Source organism: Marichromatium sp. AB31 (assembly GCF_003718685.1).
Lineage (GTDB): Bacteria > Pseudomonadota > Gammaproteobacteria > Chromatiales > Chromatiaceae > Marichromatium > Marichromatium gracile.
Genome location: NZ_RHFI01000055.1, coordinates 1 through 1,218, shown reverse-complemented (window position 1 = coordinate 1,218; position 1,218 = coordinate 1). Strand labels below are relative to the sequence as shown.

The 1,218-nt window shown below is 63.6% G+C and carries 1 protein-coding gene; it reads right to left on the bottom strand.

The window, feature by feature from the left end:
* The coding region (locus tag EBL84_RS16710; RefSeq protein ID WP_123141806.1) for a transposase at positions 1–634 on the bottom strand (634 nt) is incomplete at its 3' end.
* Between the last annotated feature and the right edge of the window lie 584 nt (positions 635–1,218).

Genomic DNA, 1,218 nt, shown 5'->3' with positions numbered 1-1,218 from the left:
TCCGTGCCGCAATCCCGGTATGCGCGCTCTCCTCCGGCGTCTCCGCGATCCCCGCCCGAATCGGGTTGAGATCGACATAGGCCATCACCGCCAGCAGCGCCGTCTCGTCGAGGATCGCCTGTGAACGAAAGCGCCCCTCCCAGAACCGTCCCCGCACCCCGTCCTCCCGATTCGCCGCCCGCGCGATCGACTCGTTCAACACCCGCATGAACCACGAGAGATCCGCCAGCCGCGCCCGATAGATCGCAACCAACCCCGCGACCCCATCCAGCTCCGCCGCGGTCATCCCCGCCCGCGTCGCAGGCGACAGGAACCGCTCCACCACCACCGGCCCCCGGAACAGACACCGCCAGCGCCGCAACACCTCGGTATCCGACCACTGAGCGGCGCGCTCCGCATCCACCCGCACCACCAGATGCACGTGATTGCTCATCACCGCATAGGCTGCGACATCGATCGCGAACACCCCCGCGAGCTGGCGCAACCGCAACTCTACCCAGCCGCGCCGATGCTCGAAACTCCGCCCCGTCAGCTGATCGAAGCCGCAGAGATAGGCTCGTCGCACGCAACGCGTGACGACGTGATACCAGGGCGTATCAGACAAGGAGACGAGCGCGGCGCGGGGACGGGTCATGGGGCATCTCCGCTGGGGGTGTTGGGAGAAGCGTAGGAGAGGGCCTTGTGAGCGTCAACGGTAAGTGGGTGTCCCTTTTTTTGACGCGTCGGTTCTTCACCTTCCGCCGGGCCGTGCCCCTTCCTCGGGCCGTGACCAAGGCCTCCCGGGTTCCGCGCAAGAGACATCCGCACATGCTTCGGGTCTTCGACTCCGGGGAACCGATCGGCCACTTGCGCTGACGCGACCGTTCGTCTTGCCTTCCCGCTCACCCAACGCGGTCAGCGTTCCCAACCTTGATTTCGGAGCTCCATACCGAGCCTATGCATGCCCCTGTCAACGCTTAACCGCTGCCCTCGCGGACAGTCCGGCCCATGACTCGGGGTCTCGGCGGTTCGCTACACCTTTCCGGGGAGAGGGCTTTCACCTCCAATCTCTTGCCGGCTTTTCCCGGCGCTCTGGGTGTCCTTTTACTTTTGGGTAGTGCCCTGACTGATAGGATTTTGAATCGCTCGATGTTTTTGAGCTTTCCCGCAATGAATCACACGCACATCGTAGCGTTGTAGTGATGAATGAAGTTCCAGAGTGCACCCAGATGGTTTTCC